This is a genomic window from Alteromonas sp. ABE4_545 (genome assembly GCF_056161325.1).
Genome location: NZ_JBSWYY010000006.1, coordinates 128,332 through 143,238, shown reverse-complemented (window position 1 = coordinate 143,238; position 14,907 = coordinate 128,332). Strand labels below are relative to the sequence as shown.

Here is a 14,907-nt window from a genome sequence, read left to right as displayed (position 1 = left end):
TGTTTAGCTCAGCCCGAACATTGCCTTCAATGAGAAGAAGAAAATGATCGACAAGATAGCGCCCGCAGGCAGTGTGACTATCCAGCTCACAATGATATTGCGCACTACACCAATATTTAGTGCAGATACGCCACGCGCTAAACCTACACCCAACACAGCCCCAACAAGGGTTTGTGTGGTGGAAATGGGTAAACCTGTACCTGATGCGATAACCACGGTACATGCAGCCGCTAACTCAGCAGCAAAACCACGACTTGGTGTTAAGTGGGTAATACCTTGACCAATGGTGCGAATAACGCGGTGACCGAATAATGCCAAACCGGCAACGATCCCCAAGCCACCTAATGGCAAAATCCATCCTGCAAGCGATGCACTGGCGTTAATTTCACCGCCTGAGCTTACTACACTAACTACTGCAGCTAATGGGCCAATGGCGTTCGCTACGTCGTTTGAACCATGCGCGAAAGCCATACAACATGCAGTAACAACCATAAGCACGGCAAACACTTTCTCGATGTTCGCAGCTTGTACATCTACGTCATCTGACTTGGCAAAGTTTAGACGGGCAATGAAGACGCGGCCTAATAGCGCTACCGCTACGGCAATCGCTAGGGCCAACAAATACCCATTTATCGCCGATAGTTCCAAGCCAATGTGCTTTAACCCTTTTTTAATGGTTACCAGCGACATCACAAAACCCGCAAAGCCCATATATACAGGGACATAACGGCGTGCATTGGCAAACGGAGTGGCGGTGTTAAAAATCAGCTTTTGGGCACTCATGAAAATGAGGTAAGCAATAATGCCTGCAATACCTGGCGTAATAATCCAACTGCCCACGATACCGCCCACTTTACCCCAAGACACAGCGTCAAAACTGATACCTGTAGCAGTAAAGCCAATGATAGCACCGATAATAGAGTGCGTAGTCGACACCGGCCACCCCAAATATGAGGCTACTGCGAGCCAAATACCTGCGGCCAATAACGACGCAATCATACCCAAAACAAGTAGTTCTGGCGTATCGGTAAAGAAATTGGAATCAATGATCCCTTTTCGAATGGTTGATGTGACTTCACCACCTGCCAAATAGGCACCGGCAAACTCAAAAATCATGGCAATGAAAATTGCTTGCTTGATCGTGAGGGCTTTCGACCCTACTGACGTACCCATGGCATTGGCAACATCATTTGCACCAATACCCCAGGCCATAATAAACCCGACCACGGCCGCCATGATGATCAGCATCATGCCATAGCTTTGTAGGAATTCCACGGAAATCGCTCCTGGCTCTATACGCGATTAAAGTTATAGTCTGCGCTCACGCGCAATGAACTCAATAACCAACCAAGGCGAAGGTTAACGATGAATTTTCTTTTCGTCATAATCTATTTGTTTAATATTTAAACTAATCTTTCTTGGCTGCGGCGCATGATAACGTAAAGCAAGCCGAAGCCATAGAGTAAAATCGTCGAATTAGACGTTTTTGAAACTAAGCTGTCATCAAACGTACACATTTAGAGCAAATATTTCAGTTTTGTGACAATACAGGCCCAAATTATGACAGGTTTGCTAATTTCTGCTGCATATTTTCTAGAGGGCCATGCCGCACGTCTTTACCACAGCTTAAATAAACGATGTACTCACAGATATTTTTGCACCGATCACCAATGCGTTCCAAAGACCGCAAGGCCCAGAGTATTTCCAGCCAGTCTTGCATTTTGCCTGGGTCTTTTTTCATTTCGTCGGTGGTGTACGTTAATAAGCGCTTATATTCGCTGTCTATGCGGTTGTCTTGATCATACACTTCTAAGGCGGCGTGTTCGTCTTGACGGGCCATGGCATCAAACGTGCCGCGCATCATCGAGGTCACACGATTACCTATCATCAGCATGCTACTTTTGATCACTTCCGATTCGGGAATTTTTTGTTTGGTGACCAAACGTGCAATGCGCTCTATTTCATCGCCAATACGTTCAATATCAGTAATGGTTTTCGACACTGTCATGATCATTCGCAGGTCACTGGCCGTTGGGTGACGCTTAGCGATAATCCGCAAGCACTCTTCGTCTATCTGCACTTCCATTGAATTGACTTTCAAATCGTTCAGAATAACTTTTTCTGCCAGACTCGGGTTATTGTCTTGAATCGCTTCAAGCGTATCGATGAGTTGCTGTTCAACTTCGCCGCCCATCGTCAGTACCGAATTACGCAGGTTTTCAAGCTCAGTATTAAATTTGCCAGAGATGTGCGTATTGAGTGCTAAAGGTCGCATGTTTAACTCCTCACTTAACCGTATCGGCCGGTTATGTAATCTTCGGTTTGCTTTTTCTCTGGCATCGTAAACAGTGAGTCGCTGTCACTGTATTCTACCAGTTCACCTTGGTGTAAGAACGCAGTGTAATCTGACACCCGAGCGGCTTGCTGCATATTGTGAGTCACAATAACTATGGTACAGCGCTTCTTCAGCTCAGCCATTAATTCTTCAATAAACAAGGTGGTAAGTGGGTCGAGTGCAGAAGTAGGCTCGTCTAACAGCAAAATTTCAGGCTTTAATGCCAAAGCTCGGGCAATCACCAAGCGTTGCTGCTGACCACCAGAAAGTACGTTAGCCGTTTCAAATAAACGGTCTTTTACCTCGTTCCATAATGCCGCTTCTTTCAGTGCGCGCTCTACGGCATCGTCTAACTCTCGTCTCACCTTAATGCCTTGTAGTTTTAGGCCAAAGCACACATTATCGTAAATACTCATGGGAAACGGGTTAGGACGCTGAAATACCATACCTACGCGTGTGCGAAGCTGAGACACACTTTCACGCTTGCGGTTGATATTGCGCCCACCAATGTAAATTTCGCCGCTATAGCTACATCCGCTGACTAAATCATTCATACGGTTGAAGCTGCTGATCAACGTCGACTTACCACAGCCGCTTTGTCCGATCAGCGCCGTAATTTTGTTTTTGGGTATACGCATTGAAATGTCGCGCAGTACTTGCTTTTGACCAAACTTCAAATTGAGGTCTTGCACTTTGATCGCCGTTTGCTCATCGGTCAGTTCGTTGACCGCCAAGTGTTCGCGTTCAAACAAATTCAACATACTGATACCTAATCTTGTAAATAGCGTTTACGCAGACGATTTCGCAAAATCACTGCCAATATATTCAATACAAACACCACAACCAACAGCAACAAACAAGACGCAAACATCATAGATGCGCCTTTTGCGTCGGTTTGACTGTGAAATGCGCCGTCGTATATCAATACCCCAAGGTGCATAAACTGTCGGTCGAGATGCAAATACGGGAATTCACCATCAAACGGTAAGTTAGGTGCAAACTTCACCGCCCCAACTAACATCAATGGCGCGACTTCTCCAGCCGCCCTTGCAATGGCCAATATGACTCCCGTCATAATTCCCGGGCTAGCAATAGGAATGACGGTATGCCAAATCGTCTCAATTTTAGTTGCACCAAGGGCAAAGCTGCCTTTTTTCAAACCTTCAGGTACCCGGCGCAATCCCTCTTCGGTAGCAACAATCACTACGGGAAGAGTAAGCAATGCCATGGTTAACGCGGCCCAAAATACCCCTGGGCTACCCATGGTCGGGGCCGGTAACGCTTGGCTAAAAAACAGCTCATCGATATGGCCGCCCAAGGTATACACAAAAAAGCCCAAGCCAAATACGCCATACACGATAGAAGGCACGCCAGCCATGTTACTAACGCAAATACGTATTGTGGTTGTCATTGCATTTTCGGGGGCGTATTCGTGTAAATATACCGCCGCCAGCACACCAAATGGCGTGACAATAATGGTCATTAACAACACCATTAATACCGTACCAAACAAAGCTGGGAATACGCCTCCCGCCGTGTTGGCTTGTTTAGGTGATTCAGAGAGAAAACTGCCTAAACTCGAGAGTAAATACTGAATTTTTTGCCACCACGCCATCTGGCCGGGATACCAAAAGTCTTGGATATCGGTCACTGCCAAAGAAGTTGACTGACCATCGATAAACCTGATCCGCAAGCGGTATTCAGCCAGCGTACTTTCCAGAGCGATAACTTGCCGGTGCCATTTTTCAAAAGCTTGAATAAAACGCAAACGCGCTGGCGCATCAGCTTCCACGTTGCGCTGGTCGAGTTCAGCTAACTTTAAGTGAATTGGAGCAAGTTCACTTTGCCTAATTGCTTCAATTTTACTTTCAATACCGTCAACTTGCGCTTTTATCACAGCGTACTGCGTTAACTCGACTTCATCACCATTAGGCAACACAATCATTTCTGGTGCACCGAGTACCGTGCGCCCATCATTCAGCGTAATTTCAGCGCTTTTGGTGCTTTCCACCATCGATTTCACTTGAAACGCTTCGATTAGAGTTTGCTCTGAAAACGGCACAGTACCCGACGAGTAACGCAGCCAAATAATGGTATTACTTGGCAAAGCCTCACCGATGGGCAGATCGACAGCGTGATGAGGCTCATCACTGGGTAGCCTACCTTGGCGCTCTACCCTTACTTGAGCCTGAATATGCCGTGAAGTAGACGCATCCGCCTCGCGATAAACCACTTCGTAAATATCGTCCGGCCAGAAAAACGTACTACCGCGATACACAATAATCCCGAGAATACACACCAAGACAACCAACAACAAACTGGCCAAAAACGCCGTTAGGCTAATCACAAACGACTGGCGTTGAATATGGGTCATGGCCATCAGTGATTTAGTATTAATCATAATAGGCATTCCTTCGTAAACGCTGTCGTAGAAGTTCTGCCAAGGTATTAATCACAAAGGTAAAAGCAAATAAAATACAAGCTGTGAGAAACAACACTTTGTAATGAATACTGCCCACGTCGGCTTCAGGTAGTTCAATTGCTAGGTTTGCCGTAAGCGCCCGCAAGCCTTCAAATAAATCCCAACTGGCAATTGGCGTATTACCGGTCACCATCAATACAATCATGGTTTCGCCAAACGCCCTGCCTAGGCCGAGCATTATGGCTGCAACTATACCTGGCATGGCTACACGCAACACCACATGTTGCAGGGTTTGTAAGCGTGTTGCTCCGAGCGCATAAGCCGCGTGTTTCAACGATGCCGGTACGCCGTGTATTGCATCTTCAGTGAGTGAATAAATACTGGGAGATATCGCCACGCCTAGTGCAATCGCTACGATAATAGTCGTTTTGCCAACAGGCACATCGGTGGAATTTGCAATGCCGTTAACCGAGTCAAAGTCGAACATTAGCCTGAGCCAGTCTGGCGCCCATTGCATACTGATATAGCCCAGTAAGAAGACCCCAGTGAAAGTCATCAGTATTTCAGTGCCATAACGCAAACGCGCTGGCAGCCATTTTGCTACGCGATTTTGTGTAAGGGCAGCAGCAACCAGAATCAGAGGTACGGTGATCAGAAAAAACGCAAAAGAAAACAAAAAGCGCTCAGCTAAGGGAGCAAGCCAAATGGCCGCAATAAAGCCAATCAGTACCGAAGGCACAGCCTCCAGCATTTCAATACTGGGCTTTAGCCAGCCTCTAACACGAGAACGCGCGAAGTACGCGGTATAAATGGCTGCTCCAAGGGCAACGGGGATAGCAATAAACAACGCTAGTAGAGAGGCTTTTAAACTGCCAATGAGCAAGGGCACTAAGCTCATTTTGCTTTCTTGATAATCGGTAGCACTGGTGGTTTGCCAAATTAATGCGTTATCGGCATGCCCTTCAAACTGCTGAGGTTCAAACAACGAACGGTACGTTGTGATCCCAGCCAAGTTTTCAATATTAAAAATCCGAATCGCCCCCGCTTCTGCCAGATACAGGCGGTTTCCCTGCCAACTCATTGCATAGGTGGGTTCTGCTAGCGAATACCGGTACAACACCTCGCCAGATACGCGATTAAACAATAGTAAACGTTGCTGATCGGTTAAGATCAAACCGCCGTTCGAGCTACCGTGAGCGTATAGTTGCAACGGGTTTTCATCTTTAAATAGGTCTAAAGAATAACTCGGCTGATAAGTCAACACGCCTTGGTTATTAAACAATACAAAACGCTGAAGTTCTCCGCTGGCATATTGCAAGAAAATACTTCGGTTTTTCGGCAAGGTCCACGCTTTCACAACGGGTTTAGACAATGGGATGGTAGCCGACACCTCACCGTGTTGATTTATCAAGGTCATTTGCGACGGATAAATCGCCAAAACCTGACGTGTGTTGGGCAAAGGCAACACATGCAACGGCTCGGTTAATTGAAATTGGTATTGCTCTGTTGGGTCTTCGCGATTCACCCAATACAAATGGTGAGTTGGTCGAGACGACGCATCTTTTGTATTCACATTTACTGCAACCCATGAACCACCTAACGAAAGTGACCACTCACTTTTATTGTGCCAAATGTGTTCATCAATTTTGAACGTTAGATGGTTGAACTGGTTACCGGGCAACCCCGACGCTAGTGAAGTTTCGATATGCGCGCCGATATCAGCAGCAGAAGACAACCGCACAATCCCCTGCGCAGAAACATCAACGATATAATGTTGATTGAGATACGAGACAACACTCAGTTCGTGAGTGCAAGGGCGCACAAACCGAGAAACCGGCGTCATTTCACGGCCATTCGCTTCAAGGCGAGCCAGCCGACATGCAGAAGACTGCCCAATAGCACTCTGCCCTTCTTTTATATCGTCGATAGCCTTGAGTTCAAATGAGGCAGGTACACTATAACGGCCCGACGATGCCATGGCAGGCGGCTTGATTATTCCCCATGCTTGAGAAACAAGATGCCAAATTAACACCACCATTGTTAATAGCACTGCCCCACCGAAAGCACTAATCACTCGCCTCGCGAGATTGTCTTTCCGGTGTCGCAGCTTATTCATTTTTCTCAGTTGTGCTACGGCAGTCATTCTCTATCACAAATATTGGCATCAATTGCACTGCTGAGCAGTTTAAGTTGTGTTAACTTAAGATCAAGCGAAAACTTTTCCTGAACCTGTCTATAGTTATCTTTGCCTAATAGTCAGCAGAAAAAGTCAAAAGGACTAGGAGTAATAGAATGAAGCCTCTCGTAATGACCATTATTGGTAATGACAAACCCGGACTGGTGGACACGCTCGCTAAATCTGTTTATCAATCAGGGGGGAATTGGCAGAGTAGCAGTTTTGCCCATATGGCAGGTCAATTTGCTGGTTTCTTGGAAGTGTTAGTGCCAGAGGATAACCATCCAACATTAATCGACAGCTTAAACCGCATCGACGGGTTAACCGTTCACTCTGTATCTGTCGGAGACAATGCATCTGGCGCATCAGCCTCATTGGCGATAGAAGTTATGGGCAATGACAAGCCCGGTATTGTGCAAGAACTCACCAGCACGTTAAATCGCTTTAATTTAAACATACAAACCTTTGATTCTCATTGCGAAAGCGCCCCCAATTGGGGTAGCTTGATGTTTAAAGCAAAAGCGGTCATCTCTGTGCCTGAGGGATTCGACGTCGACGAGCTACAAAGTGCTTTAGAAGATGTTGCCAACGATCTGGTTGTCGACATTAACACTCACCTGTAATGAAGGGGCGCAAGCCCCAAATGTCATCGGTATGTCATTAATAGTTGGCATACTTGGCACTTTTTATATCTGGTATTACGATAGGTCATAATGGAACCAAACGAGCTTTATTACCCCAAAGAAATCAGTTGGCTAGCGTTTAACGAAAGAGTTTTGCAAGAAGCCGCCGACAAGAATAACCCTGCGGTTGAACGCATACGATTTCTTGGTATTTACTCCAACAATCTTGACGAATATTTCCGCGTCAGAGTCGCCGACGTAAAACGCCTCATTACCATCGCACAGAACGACGGTAACGACGAAGAAGCGGAGCAAAAAATAGAGCTGCTCGCCGATATTCAGCGCAAAGTCGTTACCTTGTCGCAGAAGTTTGACGAAATTCACAAAGATGTTGTTAAAGCATTAGCCCGTTACAATATTTACATATTGTCTGTAGATCAGTTTGATGATTACCAACGCAACTGGCTGCGCAACTTTTTTGTCAACAAAGTGCTGCGTCATATTGCACCAGTACTGATCGACAACAAAACAGATTTGTTGAGTCGCCTCAATGGAACCGCCGTTTATCTTTACGTTGCCATTCGTCGAGAGGGTAAAAACCCCAAGTTCGCCGCCATTCAGGTGCCGACCAATGAAATGTCGCGTTTCGTCCAAATTCCGCCGCAGAAAAGTCGTAAAAACAAACACATCGTATTGCTCGACGATATTATTAAACTGTGTTTAGAAGATATTTTTCGCGGCTTTATTAAGTTTGATGAACTCGAGGCATTTTCATTCAAAATGACGCGAGACGCCGAATACTCGATTAACGACGAGATTGACGAAAGTTACGTTGAAAAAATGTCGGAGAGTATGAAGCAGCGTCTTATTGCTGAACCTGTACGCGTGATCTACGACACTGCGATGGCAAAAGACATGGTGCAAGACTTGCGGAAACGTCTAAAAATCACCAACCTCGACACCATGCACGCAGCCGGGCATTACCGCAACTTTAAAGACTTTATCGGCTTCCCCAATGTGGGGCGCGACTACTTGGAAAACCCGCCATTACCGGCTATCAACACCAAAGATTTTTCAAGCTACAACACAGTATTCGAAGCCATCACTGCTCACGATATCTTGTTGTACTACCCGTATCACCGCTTTATACACTTTACCGAGTTTGTTCGCCAAGCGGCGTTCGACCCAAGCGTAAAAACCATTCGCATAAATATTTATCGGGTGGCAAGTAATTCTCGTATCGTGAACTCATTAATCGACGCCGTCGACAACGGAAAAAAAGTGACTGTGGTTGTAGAACTACGTGCGCGATTTGACGAAGAGGCCAATATTGAATGGTCTAAACGAATGACAGACGCAGGGATTCGTGTGGTACTTGGCGTACCTACGCTTAAAATCCACAGTAAGTTGTGTATTGTAAGTCGAGAAGAACGAGGCAATCTAGTTCACTATGCACACTTTGGCACAGGTAACTTTAACGAGAAAACAGCGAAAATTTATACCGATTTCAGTTTGTTTACGCGCAACCAAGATTTAGCGAATGAAGCGGTGAACGTATTCGATTTGATTTCATACCCATATCGCCGCTACAAATTTCAGCACTTGCAAATTTCACCACTGAACGCGCGAACCAAAATACAATCTTTGATCCGTCAAGAAATTCAGTATTTAAAAGAAGGGCACGACGCACGGATCACGTTTAAAATTAACAATTTAGATGACAAAGAATTGATCGATGACCTCTATCGAGCGAGCCAGGCAGGAGTCAAAATTCGCGGTATCGTTCGGGGTATGTGTTCACTTGTACCTGGGTTAAAAGGCATCAGTGAAAACATCGAAATCATTTCTGTTGTCGACCGTTTTCTAGAGCACCCACGCGTGATGATTTTTGAAGGGGGCGGCGATCGCAAAGTATATATTTCCTCTGCGGACTGGATGACGCGTAATATGGACAACCGCATAGAGGTAGGTTGCCCAATATACGACCGCGCTCTGCAGAAAAAAATCGTCGATATTATGGAAATTCAGTTCCGTGACACATTAAAGGCTCGCGTTATCGACAAAGATCAGGTAAACCGTTATGTAAAACGTGGCAATCGTAAGAAGCTCCGCTCTCAACACGAAGTCTACGACTACTTAATTAAATGTGAAAACGATAAATGAGCCCAGAAACCTCAGCCTTCGCCAGTGTAGAAACCCGAGACAGCAGTAAAGTAGCTGCACTGGATATTGGCTCTAACAGCTTCCACCTCGTGATAGCCCGCATCGTCGCGGGCTCAGTACAAATACTTCACCGGGTAAAACAAAAAGTACGCTTGGCAGAAGGGTTAGACGACAACAATATCCTGTCTGATGAAGCCATTGAACGCGGTTTAGAGTCACTGCGTGTTGTTGCTGAGAGTTTAAAAGGGTTTGAGCCAGACTCTGTACGCATTGTTGCTACCCATACCTTGCGTCGCGCCCGCAACGCCCATCAGTTTATCTACGCGGCACGCGGCGTGTTACCCTACCCCATCGAAGTCATTTCGGGGCCGGAAGAAGCGCGCTTAATTTATTCAGGCGTGGCCCACACCAACCATGATGAAGGGCAGCGTTTAGTCACTGATATTGGTGGAGGCTCTACCGAATTTGTCATAGGTGAAGGCTTCGATGCCAAAATTTGCCGCAGTTTGCAAATGGGCTGCGTGAGTTACACGCAGCGTTTTTTCCCCAATGGCGAACTAAAAGCCAAGGCTTTCCAACGCGCGATCACCGCGGCTGAGCAAGAGCTTGAAATGATCGCCGACAAATACCAACGGTTAGGCTGGACCCGCTGTATCGGTACGTCGGGAACCATTAAAACACTTTATGCCTTATGCCAGTCTGACGACACCCCCCACGAGCAACCCGTAACCTTGAAAGCACTCAAAGGTTTGATGAAGCAATTTGTTGAAGCCGGGCATATCGACAAACTTACTCATTCTGCGATCAGTGAAGATCGCCGAGCAGTGATCCCCGGTGGGTTAGCGATCTTAATTGGCATTTTTGAATCTCTTAAAATTGAAGAACTCACATTTTCAACTGCCGCCCTGCGCGAAGGGGTGCTGTATCAAATGGAAGATGAGTTAAATCACGCAGACATACGTGAGCGCACCGCCATGAGTCTTGCACAGCGCTACGATGTAGACACAGAGCATGCACAACGTGTGTTGCGTACGTCACTGTTTTTATTTGATGAATGTGCGTCAACTTGGAAGCTGTCAAATCAGGACTGTCGCAGTATGCTAGGCTGGTCAGCATTGTTACACGAAGTGGGGCTGCAAATTAATTCCCGCGGTGTACAACGGCATTCAGCCTATATTCTGCAGCATTTGGATATGCCGGGATTCACTCAGGAAGAACAAAGCTTACTCGCAACATTAGTGCGTTTTCACCGCAAGAAAATTCGCTCGGCCGACATTCCTGAATTTTACCAATTTAGCAATTCAACGGTATTTCAAATGCTGGCCTTGTTGCGATTGGGCGTGCTGCTCAACATTAAGCGGCAAAATGAGTTCGTACCTGACATTGCTGTAACCGTGAAAAAAAGCGCGCTAACACTCAGCTTCCCGGAAGGCTGGTTAGCAACCAAACCCATTATTTCTGCCGACTTACTTCGTGAGCAACAATATTGGTCGACCCTAGATCTAACGCTTAATATTGAAGGCCTATCAGAAAGTGAAGTGGCCTAAGGCTATTTCACTGATGAAAGATGGCGCACCTGCACAACTTGATTACGGCCTCTATTTTTAGCTTTGATCAATGCATCATCGGCACTTTTGATCCCAGCAAAAATATCACTGCTTTCATCAATTTCCACCACACCAAACGAAGCCGTCACTTCAATAAGATGATTTTCACACTCTAGCACCGTATGACTGATTTTTTCGCGTAACCGCTCTGCCATCAGGGTGACTTGTTCCAAATTGCAGTTCGGAGACAACACTAAGAACTCCTCTCCGCCCATTCGGATCAGCGTATCTTCACTGCGTAGCTCTTGTTGAATAATTTGGCTGAATCGCTTCAGTGCTTTGTCGCCCACTACATGACCATATTCATCATTAATGCGCTTAAAGTGATCAATGTCACAGGCGACTACAGACAAACGCTGATGATGTTGATGAGTACGCATACTAAGTCGTGGCGCCACTTCATAGAAAAAATGTCGGTTTTTAGCCCCCGTGAGCGGGTCGGTATTAAGCTGATAATGTAAGCGATGAACCAAGGAATGCACCACACTCACAGAAAACGCCAACATAAATAGCATCATTAATATCAATATTAAGCCGAAGCTGATCATGTTGTACCATTCTGCATCCCAGTGCTCAAACAGCCCATACACAACAGAAGCTCCCAACACCACAACCAGCGCTATGTGTAACGCCGTGTAAAGCATCACATCGCCCTGATTGCTGTTGCGTAATCGAGGCTTAATACATTGCCGGGCAACAAACACAGGAACAGCGCAATTCAGTAGTAAAACGAGATTCCTGACTACTGGCATGTCATCTACCCAGTAGTAGTACTGGGTTATCGCAAGCACAATACTCGCATGACTAATGCAGTACAGGAATTGTTGAGACGTTAAAGACATACCGTAACGTTTAATCACGGTCATCATTAGCATATAGGCGCTGAGCAAAGCGAAAAGGTAAAACCCTAGCCCATAAAGCACAGCAACATTGAGGTATTTCATGGTTGTTGCAACTTGCACCAACCACATTGCAAAAAGATAAAGTCGAGCAAACGCCGTCGACTGTGCCTTTTGCGAATTATTCGGTGTAGGTAAAGCAAACGTAAAAACAATACCCACCAACGCCACCAGCCCCATTATGATCGACTGGCTCAGAATTATTTCATGCGAAGCCACATGTATCCCTTAATATGCGCGTGATGGCACAAACTCCGTGTCAATTGGCGCTTAGCACTAAAGCCTATAGTTCTTATGTTATTCGCGCAGCAGTATAGTGTAGCATTTACAATTTTGCTACATCAGTGTTTAAAAATTACGCTTTTGATTCAGTCGTCGAACTTGGTTTACTCTCTATCGCCAGTGCACCTGGTAGCACATAGAAAAAAGGCCACAATCACGTGGCCTCAGTACAAACAACATTGATTAGGCTTTAGACGCCTGATAGATGCTTTCTATTGCTGTATCCAGTGTTGCTGCAAATTCAGCATCAGACTGCTGCGCAGACACCCCTTCGGTTAACGCACGAGAAAAGCTCGCTATCATGCCTTGGTTTTCGGCCAGTTTAGCGTTTGCATCTTCACGGCTGTAGCCACCGGATAAAGCAACGACTTTGATCACTTTAGGGTGATCAACAAGTTCTTTATAGAAGTTAGTTTGAGTTGGAATAGTCAGCTTAAGCATCACTTTTTGGTCATCGTTGAGTAAATTCAACTGTGCCAAAATTTCTAATTTAAGTAACGCTTCGGCCTCGGCTTTTTCAGGGCTGTTAATATCAACCTCTGGCTCGATAATGGGTACGAGTCCTGCCGCAATAATGACTTTACCTACTTCAAATTGCTGCGCGACTACCGCGCGAATCCCGTCAGCATTTGCAAGCTTCACCACAGAACGCATTTTTGTTCCAAATACGTCTTGTGCATTTGCTTTCGCAAGTAGCGCTTCTAAGTTTGCGATGGGCTTCATAACTTGCACGCCGTCCGCTTCCGCTTCTAAGCCTTTATCAACTTTTAAAAACGGAACTACGCGTTTTTTCTGCCACAAGAAATGCGCAGAAGACATGCCTTCGATTTCCCTATCCAGTGTGTTTTCAAACAAAATTGCGCCGAGAACACGATCGCCGTTAAATGGCTCACTGGTAATAATGCGCGTACGCATTTGATGAACAAGATCAAACATCTCTTCATCAGTGCTATAGGCGCTCTCCTCTACCCCGTAAAGCTTTAACGCTTTTGGGGTACTACCACCACTCTGATCCAAAGCAGCAATAAAGCCGCTCTGCGTGATGATCTTATCAAGCATAGCTTGCTGTGCCTGTGATGCCATGTGCAACACTCCTTAGTTTATTATTCCACTTGTTACCAAGCGGGCGTAGGGTTGGTATTTATAGTAAAACTTTTAGAGTATTGTGCCGGTTGGCTTATTTTACCGGCACGTCAAATTGTATTTAGCCTAGGCCTTAGCTGTTTTTTTCTTCTAATATAGCTACGGCTGGCAGGGTTTTGCCTTCAAGGAATTCCAAGAACGCGCCACCACCAGTAGAGATGTACGATACTTTGTCGGCAATCTCATACTTATCAACGGCTGCTAGTGTATCACCACCACCTGCAATAGAGAATGCATCGCTCTGTGCAATTGCTTGCGCAATAGCTTTTGTTCCAGATGAGAACTGTTCAAATTCAAAAACGCCCACTGGACCATTCCAAACAATGGTACCGGCCTTCTTCAAAATCTCTTCTAATACGGCAATAGAGTCAGGACCAATATCAAACACCATATCGTCAGTTGCAATCTCAGCAACAGGTTTTAACGTAGCTGGTGTCGTTTCAGAGAATTCAGTTCCCACAACAACATCTGTAGGTACAGGAATGTCGCCACCGTTTGCTTGTGCTTGGGCAATCAAACGCTTAGATTCGTCAACCAAATCCATTTCAACCAACGACTTACCTACATCGTGACCTTGTGCGGCAATAAAGGTATTAGCAATACCGCCGCCCACAATAAGTTGGTCAACTTTGTCAGCTAACGATTTCAATACCGTTAATTTGGTCGACACTTTTGAGCCACCCACAATCGCTACCATTGGGCGAGCTGGGTTGTCTAATGCTTTAGCTAGCGCGTCGAGTTCGGCTGCTAACAATGGGCCTGCTACTGCTTGCGGAGCAAACTTTGCCACACCGTGAGTTGACGCTTGAGCGCGGTGCGCCGTTCCAAACGCATCCATGACGAATACGTCACAAAGTGCTGCGTACTGTTGCGATAATGTCTCGTCATCTTTCTTTTCGCCCTTGTTAAAGCGAACGTTTTCAAGAATCACTAGTTCACCAGCAGCAACTTCAACGCCGTTGAGGTAGTCTTTGACCAATGACACAGGCACATCCAGCGCCTCATTTAAGTAGTCAACAACAGGCTGTAGTGAAAACTCGTCAGCCGGCTCACCTTCTGTCGGGCGGCCCAAGTGCGACATCACCATCACTGCTGCGCCAGCGGCTAGTGCGGCTTTAATAGTAGGAATAGATGCTTTGATACGTGCATCTGAAGTGACTTTACCGTTTTTAACTGGCACATTGAGATCTTGACGAATGAGAACGCGTTTACCGCTAAGTTCGATATCCAACATACTTGGAATTGCCATGATTATTT

Annotated in this window: 11 protein-coding genes; 3 read left to right on the top strand and 8 right to left on the bottom strand. The window is 46.0% G+C overall.

Features of this window, described 5'->3' with window-relative positions; genetic code table 11:
- Positions 1 to 3: 3 nt before the first annotated feature.
- The 5 genes from ACXAH6_RS08250 to ACXAH6_RS08230 form a co-directional block, all read right to left on the bottom strand.
- Complete coding sequence (locus ACXAH6_RS08250) at positions 4 to 1,275, bottom strand: inorganic phosphate transporter (RefSeq protein ID WP_474876181.1); 1,272 nt, start codon at positions 1,273 to 1,275, stop codon at positions 4 to 6.
- 283 nt (positions 1,276 to 1,558) lie between these two features.
- Positions 1,559 to 2,275, bottom strand: coding sequence for a phosphate signaling complex protein PhoU (phoU, locus tag ACXAH6_RS08245; protein WP_474876180.1), 717 nt, complete (start codon positions 2,273 to 2,275; stop codon positions 1,559 to 1,561).
- A gap of 14 nt (positions 2,276 to 2,289) precedes the next feature.
- Entirely contained in the window at positions 2,290 to 3,096 is an 807-nt protein-coding gene (gene pstB / locus ACXAH6_RS08240) for a phosphate ABC transporter ATP-binding protein PstB (RefSeq protein WP_474876179.1), read from the bottom strand.
- 8 nt (positions 3,097 to 3,104) lie between these two features.
- Entirely contained in the window at positions 3,105 to 4,736 is a 1,632-nt protein-coding gene (pstA, locus tag ACXAH6_RS08235) for a phosphate ABC transporter permease PstA (protein ID WP_474876178.1), read from the bottom strand.
- A complete protein-coding gene (locus ACXAH6_RS08230; protein WP_474876177.1) occupies positions 4,729 to 6,900 on the bottom strand; it encodes an ABC transporter permease subunit in 2,172 nt (723 codons plus the stop codon). The genes pstA and ACXAH6_RS08230 overlap by 8 nt, the downstream gene beginning before the upstream one ends.
- A 149-nt stretch (positions 6,901 to 7,049) precedes the next feature.
- On the opposite strand from ACXAH6_RS08230, the gene ACXAH6_RS08225 reads away from it, so the two are divergent.
- The 3 genes from ACXAH6_RS08225 (at position 7,050) to ppx (ending at position 11,266) form a co-directional block, all read left to right on the top strand.
- Complete coding sequence (locus ACXAH6_RS08225) at positions 7,050 to 7,556, top strand: glycine cleavage system transcriptional repressor (RefSeq protein WP_474876176.1); 507 nt, start codon at positions 7,050 to 7,052, stop codon at positions 7,554 to 7,556.
- 90 nt (positions 7,557 to 7,646) lie between these two features.
- The gene (ppk1, locus tag ACXAH6_RS08220; RefSeq protein ID WP_474876175.1) at positions 7,647 to 9,719 is read left to right on the top strand and encodes a polyphosphate kinase 1; all 2,073 of its coding nucleotides are present in this window, start codon (positions 7,647 to 7,649) and stop codon (positions 9,717 to 9,719) included.
- Positions 9,716 to 11,266 (top strand): exopolyphosphatase, encoded by a 1,551-nt coding sequence (ppx, locus tag ACXAH6_RS08215; RefSeq protein WP_474876174.1) that lies wholly within the window; start codon positions 9,716 to 9,718, stop codon positions 11,264 to 11,266. Before ppk1 ends, ppx begins: the two co-directional genes overlap by 4 nt.
- A 2-nt stretch (positions 11,267 to 11,268) precedes the next feature.
- Here ppx and ACXAH6_RS08210 read toward each other — a convergent pair whose 3' ends face one another.
- The 3 genes from ACXAH6_RS08210 to ACXAH6_RS08200 all read right to left on the bottom strand — a co-directional run bounded on the left by ACXAH6_RS08210 (position 11,269) and on the right by ACXAH6_RS08200 (position 14,899).
- The gene (locus ACXAH6_RS08210; protein ID WP_474876173.1) at positions 11,269 to 12,444 is read right to left on the bottom strand and encodes a GGDEF domain-containing protein; all 1,176 of its coding nucleotides are present in this window, start codon (positions 12,442 to 12,444) and stop codon (positions 11,269 to 11,271) included.
- Positions 12,445 to 12,690: 246 nt separating this feature from the next.
- A complete protein-coding gene (locus ACXAH6_RS08205; RefSeq protein WP_474876172.1) occupies positions 12,691 to 13,590 on the bottom strand; it encodes a fructose bisphosphate aldolase in 900 nt (299 codons plus the stop codon).
- Between the two features lie 133 nt (positions 13,591 to 13,723).
- On the bottom strand, positions 13,724 to 14,899 hold the full coding sequence (locus tag ACXAH6_RS08200) for a phosphoglycerate kinase (RefSeq protein WP_474876171.1): 1,176 nt from the start codon (positions 14,897 to 14,899) through the stop codon (positions 13,724 to 13,726).
- Positions 14,900 to 14,907: the final 8 nt, after the last annotated feature.